This window comes from Achromobacter pestifer (assembly GCF_902859625.1).
GTDB lineage: Bacteria > Pseudomonadota > Gammaproteobacteria > Burkholderiales > Burkholderiaceae_B > Achromobacter > Achromobacter pestifer.
The window spans coordinates 169,071-190,262 of the sequence record NZ_CADIJX010000002.1 but is presented as its reverse complement, the minus strand read 5'-3'; the positions used below and the strand labels follow the sequence as shown (position 1 = coordinate 190,262).

The window sequence follows — 21,192 nt, the reverse complement described above, 5'->3', positions numbered from 1 at the left end:
ATGGCGTTCAGATACTGGCGATCAGGCCGCCGTCCACGCGGATCGTCGATCCGGTAATGTAGCTGGCGCGGGCACTGGCCAGGAAGGCCACGGCGTCGCCATATTCCTTCGGATTGCCATAGCGCCCTACCGGGATGCTGGCCGTGCTTTCGCGGCTGACGTCTTCCGCGCTGCGTCCTTCGCGCTTGGCGCGCGCTTCATCCAGGAAGGTAATGCGGGCGGTGGCGATGCGTCCGGGCAGCACGATGTTCGACGTGATGCCGTCCTGGCCCACTTCGCGCGCCAGGGTCTTGGACCAGCCCACCAGGGACATGCGCAGGGCGTTGGAGATACCCAGGTTGGCAATCGGCGCGATCACGCCAGACGAGGTGCTTGTGATGATCCTGCCCCATTGCCGTTCACGCATGCCGGGCAGCACGCGGTCAGTCAGCTTGATGACGGACAACACCATGCCCTCAAAGTGTTCGCGCCACAGGTCGGCGGCCTGACCGGACGAAGGCGTCGGCGGCGGGCCGCCCGTGTTGTTGACCAGGATATCGACGGGGCCCACCTGGGACTCGATCCACGCGACCTGGCTGTCGATCGCATCCAAGGCGCGCAGATCCCATTGCATGGGAATCGCGGTCAGTCCGCTGGCCTTGATCTTGTCCGCCGTGGCGGTCGCCGCGTCCAGGTTCAGATCGGCCACCACCACGCGCGCCCCTTCCTGAGCCAGCGATTCGGCAATGGCGCTACCCAGCCCGCCCCCGCCGCCCAACACCAGCGCGATCTTGTTCTTGATACCCAAATCCATCATTACCTCCGTTGTCGATCCAGCCTGGACCGGCCCATGCGCGCCCGTCCTTTGGTCTTATTTTCGGTCAAGCAATGTCGTTGTAAAAATGGAAAATACGCAGGCACATCATTCATTTTATGAATGAACTAGCCAGACAGGTTTCGGCGTCCGCCTTGAGTTTCATCATTGGGGACCGCGCCCTCACGGTATAGTGAACGCCCCCTCGCTCATGTATTTCCAGAATGAATCCGCGCCGCTTGACCCCGTCCATGTCGCTGCTGCTGGCGTTTGAAGCCAGTGCGCGTCATCTCAGCTTCACCCGTGCCGCAACCGAGCTGGCCTTGACCCAAAGCGCCGTCAGCCGGCAAGTGCAGGCGCTGGAAGATCTGCTGGAAGTAGCGCTGTTCCGGCGCGAGAAACGGCGCATTCTGCTGACCGAGGTCGGCATGCGGTATCAGAAGGAACTGGAAGCGGCCCTGCAACGCATCCGCAGCGCATCGCTGCAAGCGATCTCGTACCGCACCGGGCGCGGCGCCTTCCACCTGGCAGCGTTGCCCACCTTTACCGCGAAATGGCTGATGCCCCGGCTAAACCGCTTCTACGCGCAGCACCCCGGCATCCTGGTCCACCTGCATTCCCGGGTCACGCGCTTTGATCTGGACCTGGCCGGCATCGACGCCGTCATCGCCGTGGGTGATGGTGATTGGCCGGGGCTGGCGTCTTACCGCTTGATGGACGAACACCTCATCCCGGTGATCAGCCCCACGCTTCTGGCCAGCCACCCTATTCGCAAGCCGGCCGATCTGGCGCAGCACAGCTTGCTTCAAGTCGCCGCCCGCCCTGCGGTATGGCAGCGCTGGTTTGAAGCGCACGGCCTGCCCGTGCGGACGATGCGTTGGGGCGCGCAATTTGAACTGACCACCCACTTGATCCAGGCGGTGGCGTCAGGCATTGGCATCGGGCTGCTGCCGACGTTCCTGGTGGAAGACGAACTGCGCCAGGGCGTGCTGGCACCCGCCCTTGACGAATCCTTCAGCACCGGCGCGGGTTATTTCTTCCTGGCGCCGCCGGACAAACTTGCCACCCCACCGGTCGCGGCGTTCAGGGACTGGCTGCTGGAGGAAAGCGGCCAGGCGCGCTGAGCCTTTGCGCTGACCTCTTGCGCGGACCCCTTACACGATCGGATCACGCCGCGCGTGCGGCCGTCGGCGCATCAATTCGGCCAGACGTTCCAGCGCCAGGGCCAGTTCCTGGCGGTCTTTCACGCCGCCCAGCGAAATACGAATGGCGTTGTGGCCCGGCGCTTGTCCCACTTGGAAGGCATCGGACGACGTCACGCTCAGGCCTTCGTCCCGCGCCACGCGAGCCAGGTCCAAAGCCGTCCATTGCGGCGGCAACACCTGCCACAGATGGATGCCGGCCGGATTGGCGTGAAACGGGCCGGGCAGCAGTTGGCGCGCTAGCCGTTGACGGGCCTGGGCTTCGGCCCGCACGCCGTTCAGCACCGCATCCGCGGCGCCGCTTGTGATCCATTGCGTGGTCAAGGCGCCCATCAAGGGCGTAGCCATCAGCGCGAACGAACGCATGGCGGCCAGTACCCGTTCGCGGCTGTCCTGATCGGGACTTAGCACGAAGGCGGTGCGCAAACCCGGCGTCAGGCACTTGGCCAGCGTGGCGATATGGAACACCGACGCCGGGGCATAGCTGGCCAAGGGCGGCGGCGCGTCGTCCAGGAACAAGCGGTAGGGGTCATCCTCGATAATGCGGGCGCCACAAGCCGAGGCCGAACGAACCAGATCGCGCCGGCGCCGCGCGCTCATCGTGTGCGTGGTGGGGTTCTGCAAAGTAGGGTTCAGATAGACCAGCCTGCTACCGCTTTCGCGGCAGGCGCGTTCCAGCCCGGCGGGCGTCATGCCGTCGCCATCGACCTCGGCAGCCAGCACTTCGCGGCCCAGATGCCGCGCGGCGCTAAGCAGCCCCGGATACACCAGCGGTTCAGCGATGATCGGGTCCCCTGGCTGGCTGTACGCCAGGATCAAGGCGGCCAGCGCGGCCTGCGCCCCGGGGCACACCAGCACCAGCGCGGGGTCAATCGGCCCGACGGCCTGCGCCAGCCATTGCGCGCCGGCCGCACGGGCTTCCGGGCCGCCGCCTGCCAGGTGATAGGCCATCATCACGTTGACGTCGTGGCGGTCCATCACCTTGGCCAGCCCGCGCTGCACCAGATCTTGCAGGTCACAGCCCAGCGGCGCGGGCGGCATGTTCATGCCCAGATCGATCAGTTGCGCGGCTTGCGCGGGCGGCCGGGCGATGAAGGTGCCCGAGGCTCCACGCGGATCCAACAGGCCGCGCTGCCCCGCTTCGGCGTAGGCCCGCGTGACGGTCGTCAAATCCACGCCCAGCCGTTGGGCCAGCCCCCGTTGCGGCGGCAGGCGGTCGCCCGGCTGAAGCTGGTTTTCAGCGACGGCGCGCTCGATGAAATCCGCGATCTGACGATAGCGAGGGCCCCCGCCGCGCGTCAGATTTTGCGGCCAAATTGCATACAAATCTTCTTCTTGCATGGATATACCTGCGCCAGAATGTCGCAATGTATGGATGATATTAATCAATTAGTATGGCAACAAACTTGAATTAAGTCCATACATTAGAAATCTTGTACGGCTTTATGCCGGACAGATGCTGTTGCGCGCCTGCCCGACCCAATCCCTGGCTGATGTGTGGACTTAGTGTCCTTAACCAAGGGATATCACATGTCCAACTCTAGACCCTGGGCCCGCTTGGCCGGCGCCCGGGCATCCTGCCTGCGCGCCGCGCCCCGCGTCGCCTGCGCCGCCCTGCTGCCCGTGTTGCTAAGCGGCTGCGACTGGGCCCTGTTCGCGCCCAAGGGCGACATCGGCGTCCAGACCAAGAACCTGATCCTGATCGCCTCGGGCCTGATGCTGCTGGTGGTGATCCCCGTGATCCTGCTGACGCTGTACTTCGGCTGGCGCTACCGCGAAACGAACACCCGCGCGCGCTACGAACCGAAGTGGTCGCATTCGACGACCATCGAAGTCGTCGTCTGGACCATACCCTGCATCATCGTGGCCATCCTGGGCGTGTTGATCTGGAAGACCACGCACGAACTGGACCCCTACAAACCGCTGGAGTCCGAAGTGACGCCGCTGCGCATCGAAGTCGTGGCGCTGGACTGGAAGTGGCTGTTCATCTACCCCGACTACGGCGTGGCCACCATCAACCAATTGCCGGTTCCGGTGGGTACCCCGCTGGAATTCAAGCTGACCGCCCAGTCAATGATGAACTCCTTCTTCATTCCGCAACTGGGCACGCAGATCTACGCGATGGCGGGCATGCAAACGCGCCTGCACCTGATCGCCGACGAGCCCGGCGATTTCCCGGGTCTGTCCGCCGCCTATAGCGGCCCGGGCTTTTCCGACATGCACTTTCTGACCCACGCGACCTCGCGCGCGGACTTCGACGCCTGGATCAAGCAGGCGCAGAACGCGCCGCAGAAACTGGACGCCGCCGCCTATGAACGCCTGGCACAGCCCAGCGGGCGCATGGAACCGGCCGTGTATTCGCAAGTGCAACCTGCGTTGTTCGACACCATCGTCAACCTGTACATGCACGACCACGGCACCCCGCGCGCAACCGCCAGGCAACTGGCGCTTACGCAATCCCTGGAACAAGCAATAGCGAGCGAACTATGTTCGGCAAACTGACCCTAGAGGCGGTCCCCTATCACGAGCCCATCATCATGGGCACGCTGGGAGTCGTCATCCTGCTCGGCCTGGCCCTGGTGGCCGCCATGACGTACTACCGGAAATGGGGCTACATCTGGACCGAGTGGATCACCACCGTCGACCACAAGCGCATCGGTGCGATGTACATCATCCTGGCGCTGATCATGCTGCTGCGCGGCTTTGCCGACGCCATCATGATGCGCGCCCAGCAAGCGATGGCCGTGGGCGACGCCGCCGGCTATCTGCCGCCGCATCACTACGACCAGATCTTCACGGCGCACGGCGTCATCATGATCTTCTTCGTGGCCACCCCGTTGATCCTGGGACTGATGAACGTGGTCGTGCCGCTGCAAATCGGCGCGCGCGACGTGGCTTATCCGCTGGTGAATTCGCTGGGTTTCTGGCTGTCGGCCGTGGGCGCCATCCTGGTCATGATCTCGATGTTCGTGGGCGACTTCGCCGCCACGGGCTGGGTCGCGTATCCGCCACTATCTGGGTTGCAATACAGTCCGACGGTCGGGGTGGACTACTACATCTGGTCCTTGCAGATATCGGGGCTGGGAACCACGCTGTCGGGCATCAACTTCATCGTGACCATCCTGCGCATGCGCGCCCCGGGCATGAATCTGATGAAGATGCCGGTGTTCACGTGGACCGCGCTGATCACCAACATCCTGATCGTGGCGGTGTTCCCCGTGCTGACGGCGACCTTGGCGCTGCTGACGATGGACCGGTACTTCGACATGCATTTCTTCACCAACGAACTTGGTGGAAACGCGATGATGTACATCAACCTGATCTGGATCTGGGGACACCCCGAGGTCTACATCCTGATCTTGCCGGCGTTTGGCGCCTTCTCGGAAATCATCGCCACGTTCTCGCGCAAGCCGCTGTTCGGCTACAAGTCGATGGTGTACGCCACGTCGTCCATCGGCATCCTGTCGTTCTTCGTCTGGCTGCACCACTTCTTCACCATGGGCTCGGGCGCCAACGTGAATGCCTTCTTCGGCATCATGACGTCGATCATTTCGATTCCCACCGGCGTGAAGCTGTTCAACTGGCTGTTCACGATGTTCCGCGGCCGGATCCGCTACCACTCCGCCACCTTGTGGACGATCGGCTTCATGGTGACGTTCGCCATCGGCGGCATGACGGGCGTGCTGCTTGCCGTACCGGGCGCCGACTTCGTGCTGCACAACAGCTTGTTCCTGGTTGCCCACTTCCATAACGTCATCATCGGCGGCGTGGTGTTCGGCTGCCTGGCGGGCCTGACGTTCTGGTTCCCCAAGGTGTATGGATTCACCTTGAATGAATTCTGGGGCAAGACGTCGTTCTGGTGCTGGCTGATCGGCTTCTTCCTGGCCTTCATGCCGCTGTACATCCTGGGGTTCAAGGGCATGACGCGCCGCATGAACCACTACCCGCACGCGGACTGGCAACCCTACCTGATCGTGGCGCTGGTTGGCGCGGTCATCATCGGCCTGGGCATCCTGGCGTTGTTGATCCAGATCGCCGTCAGCATCCGGGACCGCAAGCAGAACCGCGACCTCACGGGCGACCCCTGGGATGCGCGCAGCCTGGAATGGGCCACCGCGTCACCGGTGCCGTCCTACAACTTTGCCGTGACGCCGGAAATCACGTCGCTGGAGCAGCATTGGGACAACAAGCAGTCGGGCCGCGCCTATGTGCGCCCGGCCAAGTACGACCCCATCCATATGCCGCGCAACACCGCGGTGGGCTTCGTCATTTCGATGTGGGGCCTGCTGCTGTGCTTTGCCCTGGTCTGGCACATGTGGGCCGTGGCGGCGGGCAGCCTCATCGCCATCGTTGTCACCTTCGTGGTGCGCAGCTATGACCGCGACGTGGACTTCTACATCCCTGCGGCGGAAGTCGAGAGAATCGAGAACGCCCGCTATGACCGACTGCAAGAGGCCGCGTAAGCCATGAGCCATCTGACCCTGAGCAACGCCCCGGGCGCGCACGCTGCGCACGACGGGCACGAAGAACATCACGACGACGGATCCAAGACCACGATGGGGTTCTGGATCTACCTGATGAGTGATTGCCTGATCTTCGCCGTGCTGTTCGCCACCTTCGCGGTGCTGGGCAATAGCACTGCGGGCGGGCACACCGGCGCGGAACTGTTCCACCTGCCCTTCGTGCTGGGCGAAACGATGCTGCTGCTGATCAGCAGCTTCACCTTCGGCGTGGCCATGCTGGGCATGCAGGCCGGACGCAAGCAGCAAGTCATCACCTGGCTGGGCATCACCTTCCTGGTGGGCGCCGGCTTCATCGCGATGGAGCTTTATGAGTTCTCGGTGCTGCTGGCCGAGGGCGCCAGCCCCAGCACCAGCGCATACCTGTCGGCCTACTTCACGCTGGTCGGCACGCACGGGCTGCACGTGTCGTTCGGCCTGATCTGGATCCTCGTCCTGATGCACCAGGTGCACCGCTTCGGCCTGGACGGCATCGTCACGCGCCGCCTGTCCTGCCTGTCGATGTTCTGGCACTTCCTGGACCTGGTCTGGATCTGCGTCTTCACCTTTGTCTACCTGCGCGAGTTCGTATGAGCACGATCACCCATCCTTCCCCCCAAGGCGCGCACGCGAACACGCATGACGCTTCGCACGGCAGCCTGAAGAGCTATATCGTCGGCTTCCTGCTGTCGCTTGTGCTGACGCTGGCCTCGTTCGGTGCGGTCATGACGGACCTGGTGCCGCGAGAAGGCCGGTTGCTGGCCCTGGTGGTGTTGTGCATTGTGCAATTGATGGTGCAGTTGGTGTACTTCCTGCACCTGGGCGCGTCCCGCACGCAGCGCGACAACACGGGCGTCTTTATCTGCACGGCGCTGCTGATCGCCATCATCGTGGCAGGTTCGCTGTGGGTCATGCACAACGCCAACGAGAACATGATGCCCATGCAGATGTCCGTGGATCAGGCGAAGCTGCGCCCATAAGGAAGGCATGATGGAACGCCTGCGGCCATATCCGCCCGCCCTCTACCTGGACGCCCAGGGCAATATCCCCCAGTTTGAGAGCGTGCGCCAGGCCCGGGCCGAACTGCGCGTGGGCGGATCGGCGCAAGCCGCCGCCGACGCCGGTCTGTACGCCGAGGCCGTTGGCGGGCTGGTGTTCGGCGACAGCCGCGACGGCCAGGACCCCCGACGCTTCCTGACCCATCCCGCAGCCAGCGGCACGCATGCCTTGACGCTGGGCGCCCACCTGCTGGCGGGCATGCCACCCACCCGGCGCGTCTATCTGCCCACGCCCAGCTGGAGCAACCATCAGCGCATCTTTGAAGAGGCCGGGCTGACGGTCGGGCATTACCCCTACTTCGATGCGCACGAACGCCAGCTGGACGTTGCCGCCCTGGTCGGCTTCCTGTGCCGCCTGCCGGAACCCGGCATCATCGTGCTGCAAGCCAGCTGCCACAATCCCACCGGCAGCGACCTTAGCCACGACCAGTGGAATGTCATCGCCGATGTCATCCAGGCGTTGGGGCACATCCCCTTCATCGACATGGCCTACCAGGGCCTGGGCGACACGCTACATGACGACAACTACGGCGTCACCGCGATGGCCGACCGTGGCGTCTTCACGCTGGTGGCGCAATCGTGTTCAAAGATATTCCAACTGTCGGACGCCCGCTGTGGCAGCCTGAACGCCTACTGTCCGTCGGCGGATCTGGCACAGCCGCTACAGCGCACCATGCAGTCCTGGACCCGCATGGACGCGCCGCCGGCATCGGTCGGCGTCGTGGCCCGCATCCTCAGCCAACCTGGCCTGCGCAAGCTGTGGCAAGACGAACTGACCGGCATGCGGGATCGCGTCAACCAGGTGCGAACCGCGCTGCACAAGGCGCTGTGCCGGCTGTCCCCCGCCTGGGACTGGTCATATCTGACGCAGCAACGGGGTTTCTTCAGCTACGACCCGGCGCTGCATCCCAGCGCACACCCGTCGGACGACGCCGGCCTGCCAGATCGCCGTATCGTGTCGCCCTCCGGGCGGCTGGGCATTTCGCTCATCACTGAGCGCAACCTGCCCGAGATCGCTCATGCCATCGCCGGGGCCAGCGCGCCCTGACCGGCGACGGGGCACGCAGCGCCGTGCCCGCTTCCTCTCTTCGGGATTCCAGGAACATGGCTTCATTTCTCGATATGAATATGAAATGATATAACATCATATTAATTAGAAAACGCGCTGCGTCGAACAGACGAAGCGCTGGCCGGCCTTTTCCTCTTACGGAGCCCCCATGAAAGTCCTTTCTTCCCTCAAAGACGCCAAGAACCGCCATCGCGACTGCCAGGTCGTCAAACGGCGGGGGCGGATCTACGTCATCTGCAAGTCGAACCCGCGTTTCAAGGCACGCCAGGGCGGCGCGAAGCGCAAGTAGGCCAACGCCGCGCCCCTCCCCTCAGGCACCTCGGTGCTGCTGGATGAGGGTCACCGAAAAAGCGCGATTGTGTACTTGTATGCAGCACACGCCGCCGATTCTTCACATTCTTTAAAGATACCCAGGAAAATTGCGGCCTCCCTCCCGATACATTGCCGCCAGCGGTCGCCAGACCGCACTACACGGCATGCACTACACGGAATGGGAGGCCGCCAATGTCGGAAGTCGTTGTCTATGTCAGAAGCCAGCCTCAGCTGGGCGACCAGATCGTTGCGCTACCGGCGCTGTATCAGCTGAAGTCCTGGTGGCCAGGCAAACGCATCAGGGTCGTCGCCCGCGACGACGTAGGCAGCTTCTATCGTGCCCTGCCCTGGGTGGACGAATTCGTGCGGGCGACGACGTTCGGCGATTATCTGCGCAGCCTGAAAAAAGAAACGCGCATATCGGTCAGCCTGCATCACAGCAGCGAACGCTTCGGCATCATCAATCTGCTGCGTCGGCCCGCGATCCGACTGGGCTTCGTCAACGCGCGGATCAGCGATTTGATCTGGACGCATTGCCACCGGAAAACCACGGCGGAATACATCGGTCTGGCGAACCTTCGCCTGCTGGCCTCGTATCGGAAATTTGATGCGGAAAGCACGATGCGTCGCTGCTTTCAGGCACTTGCCGGCACGCATCGGCACACCACGGAAAGCGTCGATGTCGTCATGATTCCCGGTGGCGGGGCTGGCGTATTCAAACGATGGAGCCTGTCGAATTATCTTCTTCTGACCGAACGGCTCAGGACCTTGCTAGGCCCCCATGTCCGGTTCCTGTTCGTGCTAGGTCAACAAGAAGCGAACGAGCGCGCGGCGCTTGAAGCGATGGATCGCCCTGACCTGTCAATCGCCTACTGCAAGACCCTGCCTGAGTTGAGCGCCATCATGTTGCGCGCGCGCCTGGTGGTGGCCAACGACTGCGGGCCGTCGCACATCGCGCAAGGCGCTTGCGTGCCTTACGTCGGAATCTTCAACGAGCCCAACCCGGAATGGTTCTGGAATCGGAGCCACTCGGCCGCCGTCACGCCACGCCATCCGCAAGACGGCATCAACACGATCACGCCCGACGAAGTGCTAAGCGCCTGTCGCAAAGTCCTGGAGCAACATGCGCATCCTGCACACGGTGGCTGAACGCAGCCTGGGCGGACTGGAATTCCGCACCCTTGAACAAGCCAGTTGGCTACAGAGCCACGGCCACGACGTCGCCATCGCGTCGCCCACGGGCAGCGCCATCAGCCGCGAGGCTAGACTGCGCAAACTCAGCACGGTGGACATCGACTTCAAGTCGGCGTATTCGCCCGCCACGGTCCTGACGCTGCGGCGCACGGTCAAAGCGCTGGGCATCCAGGTCATCGACAGTCATAGCCGGGCGGACGGCAAAACCGCCGCGCTGTGCCGTGATCTCTGCTCGGTCGTCAGGACACGCCACTTCGCCAAACCCATGCGCAGTTCTCCTCGCCGCCGGTTGGAATGGAAGATCGGCTGCGACCATGTCATCGCGACCAGCGATGTCGGCAAGCAGGAACTGTTGGCGGCACGCCTGGCTCCCGAAGATCGGATCAGCGTGGTGGGTGAATGGGCGGGCGACGATTTCTTCCGGACGCTGGATGTGCCCGAAGCGCGGCATCTGCGCAGGCTCATGCGAAGCGACCTGGAGATTCCAGAAGCCTACGAGGCTTTCGTCATCACCACGGTGGGCATGCTGCGGCCGGAAAAAGGCCAGGCCGATCTGTTGCGCGTCGTGAAGCATTTGCGTTGCCAGGGCGTGCCCGCCGTGGGTCTGGTGGTGGGCATGCCAACCCCCAGCACCACGTCCTATGCCTACGATCTCTACAAACTGGCGGTGGACCTGGGCATTGCGGAACACATGGTGTTTGCCGGCCACCGCACCGATGTGGCCGACCTGATTCAAGCCTCGGACATCATGCTGGTGCCGTCAGCCACCGAAGCCTGGTCGCGCATCGTGCCAGAGGCCTTTGCCGTGGGGCGGCCAGTCATCGCCAGCGATGTCGGCGGATTGCCAGAAATTGTCGTCCCCGGGCAAACCGGCTGGCTGGCCCCGCCAGGAGACATCGCAGGCTTTGCAGATCGCGTCATGCAGATTCGCAGCCAGCCCGCGCAAGCGGCAGCCATGGTGGCCAACGCCCGCGCCTTTGCAGAGGCGAACTTCCGGATCAGCGCAAAGATGCAGAGCACGCTAGAGGCGTACCAGCGGGCGAAGCGGGGGGAATGAGGCGGGGACGAGGACAAAGCAAAGGACTGCGCGCAGTCAAGGTCAAGGTGACCACCCGATCAGCCGCGAACTCCAGTCACAGACCGGATTCGGCTAAGGCTTTTAGCCTCGCCGCGGACGCAGCCGGCGACCACCGGCGTGCGCCATTGCATGAAGACGTTCTTACTCATCAGCACAACAATTTTTGTACTGGCCGGCATCTCCACACAGATGATCTCGTCCATTATTTTCTGTGACGGCCAGATCGCAAGCAAAGAAGCCACTGACAGCACCACTGCCCTATTCAGCATCCCAAATTCGCACGTCGATATGGATCGCGAAGTGTAGTGAGGGATCTGACGCATCGCCGATAGTAAAGGCAATGAAAACGGACAGAAAGTATCTAACAGGTTAACTATATTTCGATTTATTCCGACATAAAAATCATCGAGATAAAAGCCGAGTGCTTACCACCCGCTATTCTTGCGCCGCAGCCGGTCGGCTTCCGCCTTGTTGAGACGCCTGGCTTCGTCTTCGGCCTGATCGCTTTCGCCTGATTCGTACGCGCCTTCGTACAAGCATTTGCTGCGGTTCCAGCCGCATTGATCGCTAAGCCGGCCGGGGGTGGAATTGCGGTCGGAACCAAGGAAGGAACAACCAGGAACCCGTGCGGAAAGAAGCAACGCGACACCGCAGCGGTTCAATGTTTGAACGGACATTGTCGCTGGCCCTACAAAGATGCATCAGACCAATTTATAACAAGCCGTTCAATGTGGCTTCCACCGTTCAGTTGCCAAACGCGCGGCGCAGCCGTTCCAGTTCGGCCGTGTTCAGGCGCTTCGCTTCTTGCTCGGCGTAGTTCCGTTCCCCTGCATCGTATGAGCCTTCGTAGATGCACCGACTGCGAAGAAATTTGCAATTGTCGCTGACGACTCGCTCCGAAGCCGCGGCCGCACGAGATGAAGAACCGGTACTGGATGATCCAGGAAGGATCGAGGAGCACCCGGAAACGAGTGCGGCGAACAAGAGCGCTACGCCGTAGCGGCTCAGCGTGTGAATGGACATCTTTCTGGCCCTGGATAGCTGTTGCAGCCATGTTTATAGCAAGCCCTGGCCGGAAAAGGCGTTCCAAGTGGTAGCAGCGCAAACTCCCCCGGGAAGGAGATATCGGCGTTGTGTTCCGGCAACTCTGCAACGGCTTCCCCGCCGTAAAATGACTCATATACGGGGACGATAACGATGAAAAGAATCACAGAGTACGCTGGCCTGCTCACCGAAGATTCAGCAGTAGATTTGGCGGAATCTTGGGCGCTTTCCCATCACAAGGACTTGGAGCGCAGCAGGAACTTTGCCATTCAGTGGCATCAAGAGACGCCCACAGAAGAAAGGGATCAAGAGAGGTTGGCCAGGGACCTGTCCTTCTTCTTCGAGGCGTCATCCAAGGACGCCCTCTACTGGCGATCCGTGGGCGACTTCACGGAAGAGGCAACGGGCGTCTGGGGGATGCAGGCCCTTAAGGCGCTGGTGTGCCTGAACCTGACGGGGCTCTTGGTGGTGATCATTCTGTTCTATGCGAACAGCGCCGCCGTTCCCGTCTTGGGATTGCTGGGCGCCGGAATCGCATTCCTGGTTGGCGTCGTTCTCGCCATTCCCGCCCTGAAACTGACCGCGATATCGCGGGCCCGTGCAAGCGCCTCGGCGGCCTTGCATAGCCACAAGGCGCAAACCGCATCCACATGGGAACAGCTCAAGGCCGCCAACAATGCGGACCCCAACGTTGGCCGTACCGAACGAAAAGTCGCCACCCGCATGGCGCTCGCCATGATTGTGACGGCCATCATAGGTTGCACCACCCTCATCGTGACCGTGTGGTTCTAGGACAGCGAAATGGGAATGACTGCCAGGCGCCATTTTTAGACACCATTTCTATCAAACACAGGCCTCCTGCACCGGGCCGGTAATCCTAGAATCGCGTCATTGCCACATCCGTCGAGGTCAGCCATGCAACACCCCCGCTCGAAAGTTCTCGTGATCATCGCCGCCAGCTGTATCGCCTTGGCCGGCCAGTCCTTTGCGGCCCCGCCAGAAGGCAAAGGCAAGCCCGACAATGCCGGACAGGGACAAGGCAACAAGGGCAATGGCAATGGCAATGGCAATGGCAACAAAGGACAATCGTCCAAGGGCAAAAGCGGAGACGGCGATGGAGGCGGAGTAAACATAACGCTCCAGCACGCCGGCATAACGCTGTCGACCGCCCGGGGCTATGCACAAGAATATGGGCTGTCAGGCTATCACTCGCTTCCCCCCGGTATCCGCAAGAATCTTGCGCGAGGAAAGCCGCTGCCTCCGGGTATCGCGAAGAAGATGGTTCCCGGTCCCATGCTGGCCAGACTGCCGGTCTATCCGGGCTATGAATGGCAAGTCGCCGGATCAGATCTGATCCTTGTCGCCATCACGACGGCGATCGTGGCCGACGTGCTCTTGAATGTGTTCGACTAAGCCCTGGCGTGTTGGCGAGCGCGTCGGAATGATCGCAAATCTTGGTTCACCCCAATGCTGTAATCCCTAGGAGAACGGCTGGGCCAACTCTGATATTCTGGTTTGGACGCAAGACAGGACTGCGCATCATGTCCAACAGAGTTCGACTGTACCAATTCAAGCCCACCACGATCGGCGCGCAGTTCTCGCTGCTGGGCGTGGCCATCAAATGGTCGCTCGGGATGGCCCCTCCGCCTTCCGCGCTGATAGTCGACGGGGAACTGTTCCAGCTTGCCCCCAGATCCGAAATCCAGTTTTGGAAATTCGCGATTCGCCTTGCATTCGTCGGCGTCGCCCTCATCGTGACGCGAAACGGCACGTGGGACCCGTCAGGGACGGTCGACAGCGGCGGGGTCCACGCCTTTGGGCAAGACTTCGAGCTGCGGATCGATTAGCGGCCAGGCCAGCCCATCCATTGCACGCCCGTATTTCAGCCCGTCGCCGATGATGGGTCTCGCGTTCGGGTATCAAGCAGCTGAAATATGGCGCGAAGCGGGCGTCGTTGTTCTAAGGGATCCGCTACCAGCGGACCAGAAAAGGCCGTAGCGCTTGTATTGACGTGTTTTCTGGCGCGGCAGGAGGGGCTCGAACCCCCGACCCCGGGCTTAGAAGGCCCGTGCTCTATCCAGCTGAGCTACTGCCGCGCAGTGTGGCGATGCCCCGGAAGAGATCCGGGCGCCGCATTTTACCTTGTTGCGGGAAAAGGTGGGCTGACACAAACGTCCCCCCTATTCTTCCTCGATATCCGCGTGCGTGGACACCCACAGCACGATGGCGTCTTCCGGGCTCAGACTGATCACCCGGTGCCCCATGCGGCTGTCTATATAGAAGCTTTCGCCGGCTTTCAGCCGCGCGGGTTCGTAGAACTCGGTATAGAGCAGAACCTCGCCTTCCAGCACGTAGACGAACTCTTCGCCGCCGTGGCGGCTCCAGTCCTGGAATTCGTCAAACGCGCGCGCTTTGACGCGGGTATGGAACGGCATCATGCGCTTGTGTGACAGCGCGGTGCACAGCAGGCGGTGCGTAGTACGGCGTTTCGTACTGGCGGCCTTCGCCCTGGCGGCTAAGGCTGCGCCGGCCGGTACCCATGTGGGCGTCGGAGGCGATGAAGAGTTCGGCGACGTCCAGGTCCAGGCCGGCGGCGATCTTGATCAGGTTGTCATACGTGGGCGACAGCAGGCTGTTTTCGATTTTGGACAGAGTGGACGCGGACACGCCGGTGGCCGCCGCCGCCTGCTTCAGTGTCCAATCCCGCTCCTGGCGCAGGGCTCGCAGCCGTTGTGCCAATGCGCTCTGTTTGTTGCCTTGCATCTGTGTACCTTGTCATGCCCGCGTGGAGCGCTCTCGCCACCAGTCGCGCGCCTGGTAAGACCAATAAGTCAGTTGAACCGCCGCCGTGCCCAGGCCGCCGCCGTTCCAAGCCAGCCCGAATGGCTCGAACAATTTATAGCGCTGGGTGTCGCCCGTGATCCCCTCGGCCACGACGCGCCCGCCGATCGACGTGGTATTCATGCCGTGCCCGCCGAACGCCGTGCAATACCAGACGTCCGGCGCCAACTGGCCGATCTGTGGCATCAGGTGGCGCGCGTAGGCCATGCGCCCCGACCAAGCGGTCTCGACGCGCAGCCCCTGCAATTGGGGGTAAACGGACAGCAATTCGCGGCGCAAGGACTCGGCCAGATCGGGAGGGTCGTCGACACGGGTGGTGATTCTACTGCCCCAGCCGATGCGGCCGCCATCCAGTACCCGGTAATAGTTGCCAGCGCGGCGGTCGTCGCCGATGGCCGCCGTGCTGCGGATGGCCTCCCGCACGCGGTCGCCCAGCGGCTCGGTCAGCATGATGTAGGTGGCGATCGGCAACATCGCCCGGCGCAACGCCGGCACGACATTGCCCGTGTAGCCGCCGGTTGCCAGCACGACGGTACGGGCGTCGATCTGGCCTCGCTCTGTTTTCAGGTGCTTGACCGCGCCTGTCAGCGTGACACCGGTGACGGGCGAATCTTCGTGGATGCGTACGCCCAGGCGTACACACTCCCGGGCCAGCGCGCGGGCGTAGTTCAGCGGATGGAAATGGAACGAGCTGGGGTCCTCGACGCCTTGGTGGTAGACGTCGGAGACCAGGCGTTCACGCACTTGGCTGCGGGTCAGGAAACGCACGTCGCGGCCAAAATCGCGGCGCTGGGCATCGCACCACTGGTTCAAGGAGTCCGTGGCTTCGTAACGCACCACGCGCAGCCGGCCGTCCACCTGGTGCGCGTCGGTGATGGCCAGGCTGCGGATGTTGTCGCGGATGATTTCCACGCCTTCCATCGACAGCCGGTACAACTGCCGATAGTGGTCTTCGTCCACGTGCTTCCTGATGGCGTCTGCGCCGGCCGAGAACGCGGGCGAGACCGAGCCGCCGTTGCGGCCGGACGCCCCCCATGCGATGCGCCTGCCTTCAAGCAAGGTGACGTTGCGCCCACGGCGGGCCAATTCCAGGGCGGTGGACAAACCCGCCAGCCCTCCACCGATCACGCAAACGTCGGTGCTGGACACACCCGCCAGCGGCGGATAGTAGGTCTCGCTGTCAGACAGCGTGCGCTTGTAATAGGTATCGATGTACTCGGAGGCCATGCCGATGGGGTCCGTGTCAGTGCAGGCTTGCGCCCTGCAAGCCGCCCGTCAGGCGCTTTTCCAGCCAATTGGCCAGACGCAATAGCGGGTAGCAGTAAAGGAAATAGATGACGGCGATCATGCCGTAGATGAACAGGGACTTGGCCGGGAACGTGATGATGAACACTTCACCTTGCCGGGTCAGTTCCGTGATGCCGACCACCGACAGAATGGCCGTGCTTTTGATCAGCATGACGTAGACGCCGCTCATGGGCTGCACGATCAAGCGCATGGCCTGCGGCAGGATGACCAACCGCAGGATTTGCAGGGGGCGCAGGCCCAGCGTCATGGCCCCTTCGGTCTGGCCGCGGGGCACGGACTGAATGGCGCCCATGACGATTTCAGCGACATAGCAGGACGTATAGACGGACAGCGACACGAAGGCCGCCGTGCCGGAGTCCCAATGCAGCCATTCAATGCCGGAACTGGGCAGCACGAAGTAGAAGATGTAGAGCTGCACCAGGAACGGCGTGCCGCGCAGGACGTGGATGTACAGGCCCAGCAATTGATGGATGCCGCGAATGCGGTAGCTGCGGATCACGCCGATCACGAAACCCAGCAGCGATCCGGCGATGATGGCCACAAACGAGATCTTCAGCGTTTCCCAGAAGCCCTTCAACAAGAAGGGCAGCACGACGCCGGCGGTGGAAAGATAGGAATCCAGCATGCTTACCTCGCGTTCCAGGCGGGACCCGCCAGCCAAAGGCTGACGCCTCGGGACAACAACAGCATGACGCCGTAGATCAGCAGATAACCCGCGGCGATGGTCAGGAAGCTTTCGTTGGGCACGATGCGGTCGCTATTCATCTGCACGCCGGCAGCGACCAGTTCAAACACGGTGATCAGCGATAGCAGCGAGGTGTCCTTGATCAGCACGGCGGTTTGCCCCAGCAAGGGCGGCAGCGTGTTGACGAAAGCCTGTGGCAGCACGACGTAGCGCAAGCGCTGCTGATAGTTCATGCCGCAAGCCTTGGCGCCTTCGATCTGGCCGCGCGGCACGGATTCAATGCCCACGCGGATGATCTCGCTCATGTAGGCGGCGTGGTGCAGGGTCATGGCAAGAATGCCCAGCACCATCTCGCTCCAGCCTTTGGCGCCCGGAATCAGCATGGGCACCGCGTAATAGACCAGATAGATCTGCACCAGCAACGGTGTGGAGCGGATGAATTGCACGTAGCCGGCCACGGGACGCCAGACGGCGGCGCGGCGCGACATGTGCAGCAAGGCCAGCGGCACGCCGGCCAGCACGGACAGCACCAGGCTTGCGCCCGCCGCGATCAGCGTGTTGGCCAGGCCGGTGGCGAATTGGCCCGTGTACTGGCTGACGATGCGCCAGTTGTAGTAATCGATCAGCCAGTCCATGGGCGGTCCCGTCTTCGCTTAGTGGTCTTTCTTCCAATCGGTGGAATACCAGTACTTCACCTGTTCGGGCAGCGTGTTGTCGGCCGTCTTCAGGGTCTGCCAGTTATCCAGCCAGAACTTCAGGCGGAAGGCGTTGGGGCCGACGGCAAACGCCAGCGGCTCGCGCACCATCACACCGTCCAACACGCGCAGGTTGCCGAAGTCCACCAGGAACTGGTTGGCGGTGGACATGGACATGATGCCGGCGTCCAGACGGCCGCTGGACAGCGCCTGCCCAACCGGGGCGCTACCGCCCGAGAACTCTTTCATCGTGGCCTTGGGCAACATCTTCTTGCCCACTTCCGCGTAGGTGCTGGCGCCAAGCACGCCGACGTTGACACCTGCCTTGTCCAGTTCTTCGTACGACTTGTACGGCGAATCCTTGGGCACGACCGCCACGGTTTCGGCGTAGAACATCGGGGCCGAGAACAGGACCTGCGCCGCGCGTTGCGGCGTGGGTGTCATGTCGGCGGCCACCATGTCCGCCTTGCCCGACAGCAGCGCCGGCAGCAAACCCTTCCATTCATAGTCCTGCAAGACCAGCTTCACGCCCAGGTCGTCGGCCATGCGTTTGGCCACTTCCACGGCCAGGCCGGTGCGATTGCCGGTCTTGTCCATGAAGCTCATCAGCGGGCCGGAAGTCTGCACCGCCACGCGCAATTCCCCGCGCTTGATGATGTCGCCCAATTCGTCGGCTTGCGCGGGCAACGCCACGGTGGCGGCCGCCAGGGCAACGCCCGCCACGCCTAGCCATTGTTTGATTTTCAGCATTTCAATATCCCCTAGAGGTGGATGAAACCTTTTCATTCCGGGCATCGTGTTGCGTCATGGCCGGCAGCGCCCGGATTAGCGGGACCGGCCTCCTTACCGCCTGGCGCCGCGCACGCGCGAACGCCCTTCCTGTTGCTGCGTGGTGGTGCATGGTGCTGCGTGGTGCTTCTGATACCTACTACTGCTTGGACTACAGAATCTTGTCCAGGAACGCGCGGGTGCGCGCTTCCTTGGGGTGCACGAATACCTCGTCGGGCGTGCCCATTTCGACGATGCGGCCCGCATCCATGAACAAGGCCCGATCGCCGACATCGCGCGCGAAACCCATTTCGTGGGTGACGACCGCCATGGTCATGCCGTCGCGGGCCAGCCCGCGCATCAGTTCCAGGATGCCGCCGACGGTTTCCGGATCCAGCGCGGACGTGGCTTCGTCGAACAGCATCAATTTGGGGTCCATCGCCAGCGCGCGGGCGATGGCCACGCGCTGCTGCTGGCCGCCGGATAATTGACTGGGATAGCGTTGGCCGAAATCCGCCATGCCCACGCGGCCCAGCAGGTCGCGGGCATAGCGTTCGGCATCGGCGCGGCTGCGGCCACGGACCACACGTTGGGGTAGCGCGACGTTGTCCAGCGCAGTACGGTGTTGGAACAGGTTGAAGTGCTGGAACACCATGCCGATTTCGGTGCGCCAGCGGTTGACGTCGGTGGCGGGGTCCGTGAGTGACACGCCGTCCACGCGGATCGTGCCGCTGTCGATGCTTTCCAGGCCGTTCAGCGTGCGCAGCAAGGTGCTCTTGCCCGAACCAGACGGCCCGACCACCACCATGACTTCACCCCGGTTCAACTGGCAGTCGACACCATCCAGCGCCCGATGCGGCGGCTGCCCGTCGCGCTGGTAGGTCTTGGTGACTGCCTGGACATCCAGTAAAGCGTCTGCCACTGATGCACCCCGAAAGAGGTTTTCCGTGCCGGCCAGGGGCGCTTCGGGAAAGGAAGCGGAGCTTAAGCCGGTTTAGAAAAAAAGTTTCGCAATTCACGCTGGAGTTTCGTATAGTAAATTTTTTTCCAGAATCGCCACTTAGGCATAACCCTTAAGCGAAGACACGGCTTCGCTGGCAATCCAAGGAACCGGCATGGACACCCCCCAAGACATCCTGCGCGCGCTCGGCCTGAACCCCGACACGCTTACCGGCGGCACGTTGACCGCACGCAGCCCGATCGACGGCGCTGAACTGGCCCAGGTGCATGAACACACGGTGGCGCAGGCCCATTCGGCCATCACCCGCGCCCGCCAGGCCAGCCTGGCCTGGCGCGATGTGCCGGCCCCGCGCCGGGGGGAGCTGATCCGTCTGCTGGGCGAGACGCTGCGCGAGAACAAGACCGCGCTCGGCCGTCTGGTCAGCCTTGAAGCCGGCAAGATCGTGGCGGAAGGCGAAGGCGAAGTGCAGGAAATGATCGACATCTGCGACTTCGCCGTCGGCCTGTCGCGCCAGTTGTACGGTCTGACCATCGCTTCCGAACGCCCCGGCCACCGCATGATGGAAACCTGGCACCCGCTGGGCGTCATCGGCATCATCAGCGCCTTCAACTTCCCCGTGGCCGTGTGGTCGTGGAATGCGGCGCTGGCGATCGTCTGCGGCAACGCCGTGGTGTGGAAGCCGTCCGAGAAAACCCCGTTGACGGCGTTGGCCTGCCAAGCCCTGTTCGCTCAGGCCGTGCAACGTTTCGGCGACGCGCCTGCCGGCCTGTCCGAAGTGCTGATCGGCGGCCGTGAAGTCGGCGAAGCATTGGTGGATTCGCATGCAGTGGCGCTGGTGTCGGCCACGGGTTCGACCCGCATGGGCCGCCAGGTCGGCCCGCGCGTGGCGCAACGCTTTGGTCGCGTGCTGCTGGAACTGGGCGGCAACAACGCCATCATCGTCGGCCCCACCGCCGACCTGGACATGGCCGCGCGCGGCATCGTGTTCGGCGCCATCGGCACGGCCGGCCAGCGCTGCACCACCACGCGCCGCCTGATCGTGCACGAAAGCGTGGCGGACGCGCTGGTCCAGCGCCTGCACAAGGCCTACGCCAGCGCGCCGATCGGCAACCCGCTGGACAGCGGCAACCTCGTCGGCCCGCTGATTGACCGCGTGTCCTTCGACGCCATGCAAGAGGCCCTGAAAGCCGCGCGCGAACAAGGCGGCAAGGTCACGGGCGGCGAACGGGTCCTGGCCGATGACTACCCCAACGCCTGGTACGTGCGCCCGGCGATTGCCGAAATGCCCGGCCAGACCGACGTGGTCTGCCATGAAACCTTCGCGCCCATCCTGTACGTGATGCGCTACAAGGAGTTCGGCGACGCACTTGCCCTGCAAAATGGCGTGCCGCAAGGCCTGTCATCAGCCATCTTCACCAATGATCTGCGTGAAGCCGAGACCTTCCTGTCGGCCTCGGGTTCGGACTGCGGCATCGCCAACGTCAACATCGGCACCTCGGGCGCGGAAATCGGCGGCGCCTTCGGTGGCGAAAAGGAAACCGGCGGCGGCCGCGAGTCGGGTTCGGACGCCTGGCGCAATTACATGCGCCGCGCGACCAACACCATCAATTACTCGCGCAACCTGCCGCTGGCGCAAGGCATCAAGTTCGGCGAGTAAGCACCTAAGCCCGTACCCAAGCCCGCGC

The 21,192-nt window shown here is 62.9% G+C and carries 22 protein-coding genes, 1 tRNA gene and 1 pseudogene; 13 read left to right on the top strand and 11 right to left on the bottom strand.

The genetic code is table 11. From position 1 onward, the window contains the following. Positions 1 to 7: 7 nt before the first annotated feature. Positions 8 to 793 carry an SDR family oxidoreductase gene (locus HV753_RS07595; protein ID WP_175174622.1) on the bottom strand — a complete coding sequence of 262 codons (786 nt, stop codon included), beginning with the start codon at positions 791 to 793 and terminating at the stop codon, positions 8 to 10. Between the two features lie 224 nt (positions 794 to 1,017). Between HV753_RS07595 and HV753_RS07590 the strand changes: the two genes are divergently transcribed. Further along, on the top strand, positions 1,018 to 1,917 hold the full coding sequence (locus HV753_RS07590) for a LysR substrate-binding domain-containing protein (RefSeq protein ID WP_175173851.1): 900 nt from the start codon (positions 1,018 to 1,020) through the stop codon (positions 1,915 to 1,917). Positions 1,918 to 1,947: 30 nt separating this feature from the next. On the opposite strand, the gene HV753_RS07585 is transcribed toward HV753_RS07590, so the two are convergent. Then, a complete protein-coding gene (locus HV753_RS07585) occupies positions 1,948 to 3,336 on the bottom strand; it encodes an aminotransferase-like domain-containing protein (protein WP_175173850.1) in 1,389 nt (462 codons plus the stop codon). A gap of 189 nt (positions 3,337 to 3,525) precedes the next feature. On the opposite strand from HV753_RS07585, the gene cyoA reads away from it, so the two are divergent. From cyoA to HV753_RS07545, 8 genes are all read left to right on the top strand, one after another. Further along, positions 3,526 to 4,497, top strand: coding sequence for a ubiquinol oxidase subunit II (gene cyoA, locus HV753_RS07580; protein WP_175173849.1), 972 nt, complete (start codon positions 3,526 to 3,528; stop codon positions 4,495 to 4,497). Beyond that, on the top strand, positions 4,482 to 6,458 hold the full coding sequence (gene cyoB, locus HV753_RS07575; protein ID WP_175173848.1) for a cytochrome o ubiquinol oxidase subunit I: 1,977 nt from the start codon (positions 4,482 to 4,484) through the stop codon (positions 6,456 to 6,458). The genes cyoA and cyoB overlap by 16 nt, the downstream gene beginning before the upstream one ends. Positions 6,459 to 6,461: 3 nt before the next feature. Then, positions 6,462 to 7,088, top strand: a complete 627-nt coding sequence (gene cyoC / locus HV753_RS07570) for a cytochrome o ubiquinol oxidase subunit III (protein ID WP_246288191.1) — start codon at positions 6,462 to 6,464, stop codon at positions 7,086 to 7,088. Further along, positions 7,085 to 7,474, top strand: a complete 390-nt coding sequence (gene cyoD, locus HV753_RS07565; RefSeq protein WP_175173847.1) for a cytochrome o ubiquinol oxidase subunit IV — start codon at positions 7,085 to 7,087, stop codon at positions 7,472 to 7,474. The genes cyoC and cyoD overlap by 4 nt, the downstream gene beginning before the upstream one ends. 7 nt (positions 7,475 to 7,481) lie before the next feature. Beyond that, positions 7,482 to 8,600, top strand: a complete 1,119-nt coding sequence (locus tag HV753_RS07560; protein WP_175173846.1) for an aminotransferase class I/II-fold pyridoxal phosphate-dependent enzyme — start codon at positions 7,482 to 7,484, stop codon at positions 8,598 to 8,600. 169 nt (positions 8,601 to 8,769) lie between these two features. Beyond that, entirely contained in the window at positions 8,770 to 8,910 is a 141-nt protein-coding gene (gene ykgO / locus HV753_RS07555) for a type B 50S ribosomal protein L36 (protein ID WP_175173845.1), read from the top strand. Between the two features lie 215 nt (positions 8,911 to 9,125). Beyond that, on the top strand, positions 9,126 to 10,082 hold the full coding sequence (locus HV753_RS07550; protein ID WP_175173844.1) for a glycosyltransferase family 9 protein: 957 nt from the start codon (positions 9,126 to 9,128) through the stop codon (positions 10,080 to 10,082). Then, positions 10,057 to 11,184, top strand: a complete 1,128-nt coding sequence (locus HV753_RS07545) for a glycosyltransferase family 4 protein (RefSeq protein WP_175173843.1) — start codon at positions 10,057 to 10,059, stop codon at positions 11,182 to 11,184. Before HV753_RS07550 ends, HV753_RS07545 begins: the two co-directional genes overlap by 26 nt. Before the next feature lie 59 nt (positions 11,185 to 11,243). Here HV753_RS07545 and HV753_RS07540 read toward each other — a convergent pair whose 3' ends face one another. Both HV753_RS07540 and HV753_RS07535 read right to left on the bottom strand, forming a co-directional pair. After that, a complete protein-coding gene (locus HV753_RS07540) occupies positions 11,244 to 11,408 on the bottom strand; it encodes a hypothetical protein (protein WP_175173842.1) in 165 nt (54 codons plus the stop codon). 541 nt (positions 11,409 to 11,949) lie between these two features. After that, on the bottom strand, positions 11,950 to 12,228 hold the full coding sequence (locus tag HV753_RS07535; protein ID WP_175173841.1) for a hypothetical protein: 279 nt from the start codon (positions 12,226 to 12,228) through the stop codon (positions 11,950 to 11,952). 174 nt (positions 12,229 to 12,402) lie between these two features. Here HV753_RS07535 and HV753_RS07530 point away from each other — a divergent pair, with 174 nt between their 5' ends. From HV753_RS07530 to HV753_RS07520, 3 genes are all read left to right on the top strand, one after another. Then, positions 12,403 to 13,041, top strand: coding sequence for a hypothetical protein (locus HV753_RS07530; RefSeq protein ID WP_175173840.1), 639 nt, complete (start codon positions 12,403 to 12,405; stop codon positions 13,039 to 13,041). 123 nt (positions 13,042 to 13,164) lie between these two features. Then, positions 13,165 to 13,662, top strand: coding sequence for an anti-virulence regulator CigR family protein (locus tag HV753_RS07525; protein WP_175173839.1), 498 nt, complete (start codon positions 13,165 to 13,167; stop codon positions 13,660 to 13,662). 128 nt (positions 13,663 to 13,790) lie between these two features. Further along, positions 13,791 to 14,096, top strand: a complete 306-nt coding sequence (locus HV753_RS07520) for a hypothetical protein (RefSeq protein ID WP_175173838.1) — start codon at positions 13,791 to 13,793, stop codon at positions 14,094 to 14,096. A 172-nt stretch (positions 14,097 to 14,268) separates the two neighbouring features. Here HV753_RS07520 and HV753_RS07515 read toward each other — a convergent pair. From HV753_RS07515 to HV753_RS07485, 7 genes and pseudogenes are all read right to left on the bottom strand, one after another. Further along, positions 14,269 to 14,345, bottom strand: a tRNA-Arg gene (locus HV753_RS07515). A gap of 84 nt (positions 14,346 to 14,429) precedes the next feature. After that, positions 14,430 to 15,012: pseudogene (locus HV753_RS07510) on the bottom strand (helix-turn-helix domain-containing protein). Positions 15,013 to 15,024: 12 nt separating this feature from the next. Further along, a complete protein-coding gene (locus HV753_RS07505; protein ID WP_175173837.1) occupies positions 15,025 to 16,317 on the bottom strand; it encodes an NAD(P)/FAD-dependent oxidoreductase in 1,293 nt (430 codons plus the stop codon). A 16-nt stretch (positions 16,318 to 16,333) separates the two neighbouring features. After that, entirely contained in the window at positions 16,334 to 17,023 is a 690-nt protein-coding gene (locus HV753_RS07500) for an amino acid ABC transporter permease (protein ID WP_175173836.1), read from the bottom strand. A gap of 2 nt (positions 17,024 to 17,025) precedes the next feature. Further along, positions 17,026 to 17,718, bottom strand: a complete 693-nt coding sequence (locus HV753_RS07495; RefSeq protein WP_175173835.1) for an amino acid ABC transporter permease — start codon at positions 17,716 to 17,718, stop codon at positions 17,026 to 17,028. Between the two features lie 18 nt (positions 17,719 to 17,736). Further along, positions 17,737 to 18,528: an ABC transporter substrate-binding protein gene (locus HV753_RS07490; protein ID WP_175173834.1), complete on the bottom strand. Its 792-nt coding sequence runs from the start codon at positions 18,526 to 18,528 to the stop codon at positions 17,737 to 17,739. Positions 18,529 to 18,718: 190 nt separating this feature from the next. Then, a complete protein-coding gene (locus HV753_RS07485) occupies positions 18,719 to 19,468 on the bottom strand; it encodes an amino acid ABC transporter ATP-binding protein (protein ID WP_175173833.1) in 750 nt (249 codons plus the stop codon). A gap of 193 nt (positions 19,469 to 19,661) precedes the next feature. Here HV753_RS07485 and amaB point away from each other — a divergent pair, with 193 nt between their 5' ends. Further along, the gene (gene amaB / locus HV753_RS07480) at positions 19,662 to 21,164 is read left to right on the top strand and encodes an L-piperidine-6-carboxylate dehydrogenase (RefSeq protein ID WP_175173832.1); all 1,503 of its coding nucleotides are present in this window, start codon (positions 19,662 to 19,664) and stop codon (positions 21,162 to 21,164) included. Positions 21,165 to 21,192: the final 28 nt, after the last annotated feature.

Bases quoted from the DNA above. Each gene is read 5' to 3' on its own strand.
- cyoD (WP_175173847.1), top strand. From the start codon at position 7,085: ATGAGCACGATCACCCATCCTTCCCCCCAAGGCGCGCACGCGAACACG.
- HV753_RS07540 (WP_175173842.1), bottom strand. From the start codon at position 11,408: ATGGACGAGATCATCTGTGTGGAGATGCCGGCCAGTACAAAAATTGTT.
- ykgO (WP_175173845.1), top strand. From the start codon at position 8,770: ATGAAAGTCCTTTCTTCCCTCAAAGACGCCAAGAACCGCCATCGCGAC.
- HV753_RS07545 (WP_175173843.1), top strand. From the start codon at position 10,057: ATGCGCATCCTGCACACGGTGGCTGAACGCAGCCTGGGCGGACTGGAA.
- amaB (WP_175173832.1), top strand. From the start codon at position 19,662: ATGGACACCCCCCAAGACATCCTGCGCGCGCTCGGCCTGAACCCCGAC.
- HV753_RS07525 (WP_175173839.1), top strand. From the start codon at position 13,165: ATGCAACACCCCCGCTCGAAAGTTCTCGTGATCATCGCCGCCAGCTGT.
- HV753_RS07590 (WP_175173851.1), top strand. From the start codon at position 1,018: ATGAATCCGCGCCGCTTGACCCCGTCCATGTCGCTGCTGCTGGCGTTT.
- cyoC (WP_246288191.1), top strand. From the start codon at position 6,462: ATGAGCCATCTGACCCTGAGCAACGCCCCGGGCGCGCACGCTGCGCAC.
- HV753_RS07550 (WP_175173844.1), top strand. From the start codon at position 9,126: ATGTCGGAAGTCGTTGTCTATGTCAGAAGCCAGCCTCAGCTGGGCGAC.
- HV753_RS07595 (WP_175174622.1), bottom strand. From the start codon at position 793: ATGGATTTGGGTATCAAGAACAAGATCGCGCTGGTGTTGGGCGGCGGG.
- HV753_RS07535 (WP_175173841.1), bottom strand. From the start codon at position 12,228: ATGTCCATTCACACGCTGAGCCGCTACGGCGTAGCGCTCTTGTTCGCC.
- HV753_RS07520 (WP_175173838.1), top strand. From the start codon at position 13,791: ATGTCCAACAGAGTTCGACTGTACCAATTCAAGCCCACCACGATCGGC.
- cyoB (WP_175173848.1), top strand. From the start codon at position 4,482: ATGTTCGGCAAACTGACCCTAGAGGCGGTCCCCTATCACGAGCCCATC.
- HV753_RS07490 (WP_175173834.1), bottom strand. From the start codon at position 18,528: ATGCTGAAAATCAAACAATGGCTAGGCGTGGCGGGCGTTGCCCTGGCG.
- cyoA (WP_175173849.1), top strand. From the start codon at position 3,526: ATGTCCAACTCTAGACCCTGGGCCCGCTTGGCCGGCGCCCGGGCATCC.
- HV753_RS07505 (WP_175173837.1), bottom strand. From the start codon at position 16,317: ATGGCCTCCGAGTACATCGATACCTATTACAAGCGCACGCTGTCTGAC.
- HV753_RS07500 (WP_175173836.1), bottom strand. From the start codon at position 17,023: ATGCTGGATTCCTATCTTTCCACCGCCGGCGTCGTGCTGCCCTTCTTG.
- HV753_RS07560 (WP_175173846.1), top strand. From the start codon at position 7,482: ATGATGGAACGCCTGCGGCCATATCCGCCCGCCCTCTACCTGGACGCC.
- HV753_RS07585 (WP_175173850.1), bottom strand. From the start codon at position 3,336: ATGCAAGAAGAAGATTTGTATGCAATTTGGCCGCAAAATCTGACGCGC.
- HV753_RS07495 (WP_175173835.1), bottom strand. From the start codon at position 17,718: ATGGACTGGCTGATCGATTACTACAACTGGCGCATCGTCAGCCAGTAC.
- HV753_RS07530 (WP_175173840.1), top strand. From the start codon at position 12,403: ATGAAAAGAATCACAGAGTACGCTGGCCTGCTCACCGAAGATTCAGCA.